Source organism: Mediterranea sp. An20, from assembly GCF_002160055.1.
GTDB lineage: Bacteria > Bacteroidota > Bacteroidia > Bacteroidales > Bacteroidaceae > Bacteroides > Bacteroides avicola.
In genome coordinates this window covers 1-1,667 of record NZ_NFJV01000068.1, presented here as the reverse complement: position 1 = coordinate 1,667, position 1,667 = coordinate 1, and the positions used below count along the sequence as shown (strand labels likewise).

The following is a 1,667-nucleotide window of genomic DNA, read 5'->3' as shown; positions in this document are numbered from 1 at the left end:
CCTGCCGTGTGGAGAATAACGGATTCGAACCGTTGACCCCCTGCTTGCAAAGCAGGTGCTCTAGCCAGCTGAGCTAATCCCCCTCAATCCAAGAGGTAGTCCCAGGCAGAGTTGAACTGCCGACCTCTACATTATCAGTGTAGCGCTCTAACCAACTGAGCTATAGGACTGTCAGTCAAACCCCGGCCTGACGGCCCGGCTTCTTCTCTTCTCACTATCGGATATAAACTAGAACCAGCAGTACAGGCATACAAACCGGATGGCATATGCTCCAGAAAGGAGGTGTTCCAGCCGCACCTTCCGGTACGGCTACCTTGTTACGACTTAGCCCCAATCACCGGTTTTGCCCTAGGGCGCTCCTTGCGGTTACGCACTTCAGGCACCCCCGGCTTTCATGGCTTGACGGGCGGTGTGTACAAGGCCCGGGAACGTATTCACCGCGCCGTGGCTGATGCGCGATTACTAGCGAATCCAGCTTCGTGGAGTCGGGTTGCAGACTCCAGTCCGAACTGAGAGGGGTTTTCGGGATTGGCTGCCCGTCGCCGGGTCGCGGCCTGCTGTACCCCCCATTGTAACACGTGTGTAGCCCCGGACGTAAGGGCCGTGCTGATTTGACGTCATCCCCCCCTTCCTCACATCTTACGAAGGCAGTCTGACCAGAGTCCCCGGCATCACCCGATGGCAACTGGTCATGAGGGTTGCGCTCGTTATGGCACTTGAGCCGACACCTCACGGCACGAGCTGACGACAACCATGCAGCACCTCCATACCAGCCCCGAAGGGAAGCGGTGTTTCCACCGCGGTCCGGTACAGTTCAAGCCCGGGTAAGGTTCCTCGCGTATCATCGAATTAAACCACATGTTCCTCCGCTTGTGCGGGCCCCCGTCAATTCCTTTGAGTTTCACCGTTGCCGGCGTACTCCCCAGGTGGAACACTTAACGCTTTCGCTGGGCCGCTGACTGTATATCGCCAACGGCGAGTGTTCATCGTTTACGGTGCGGACTACCAGGGTATCTAATCCTGTTTGATACCCGCACTTTCGAGCCTCAACGTCAGTTACGGCCCGGCAGGCTGCCTTCGCAATCGGAGTTCTTCGTGATATCTAAGCATTTCACCGCTACACCACGAATTCCGCCTGCCTCTGCCGCACTCAAGAAAGACAGTTTCAACTGCAATTTTACGGTTGAGCCGCAAACTTTCACAGCTGACTTACCCTCCCGTCTGCGCTCCCTTTAAACCCAATAAATCCGGATAACGCTCGCATCCTCCGTATTACCGCGGCTGCTGGCACGGAGTTAGCCGATGCTTATTCATAAGGTACATGCAAATGCGTACGCGTACGCAACTTTATTCCCTTATAAAAGAAGTTTACAACCCGTAGGGCCGTCGTCCTTCACGCTACTTGGCTGGTTCAGCCTTACGGCCATTGACCAATATTCCTCACTGCTGCCTCCCGTAGGAGTTTGGACCGTGTCTCAGTTCCAATGTGGGGGACCTTCCTCTCAGAACCCCTATCCATCGTCGTCTTGGTGGGCCGTTACCCCGCCAACTAACTAATGGAACGCATCCCCATCCGCCACCGGTCGGGACCTTTAACACGCCTCCCAGGCAGGAGACGTGTGCCATCGGGTATTAATCTTTCTTTCGAAAGGCTATCCCCGGGTGGA

At 55.8% G+C, this 1,667-nt stretch carries 2 tRNA genes and 1 rRNA gene; all 3 read right to left on the bottom strand.

The window, feature by feature from the left end:
* Positions 1–9: 9 nt before the first annotated feature.
* Positions 10–83, bottom strand: a tRNA-Ala gene (locus B5F34_RS17125).
* Positions 84–96: 13 nt separating this feature from the next.
* Positions 97–170, bottom strand: a tRNA-Ile gene (locus tag B5F34_RS17120).
* 105 nt (positions 171–275) lie between these two features.
* Positions 276–1,667: ribosomal RNA gene (locus B5F34_RS17115) — 16S ribosomal RNA — on the bottom strand; the annotation flags it as partial.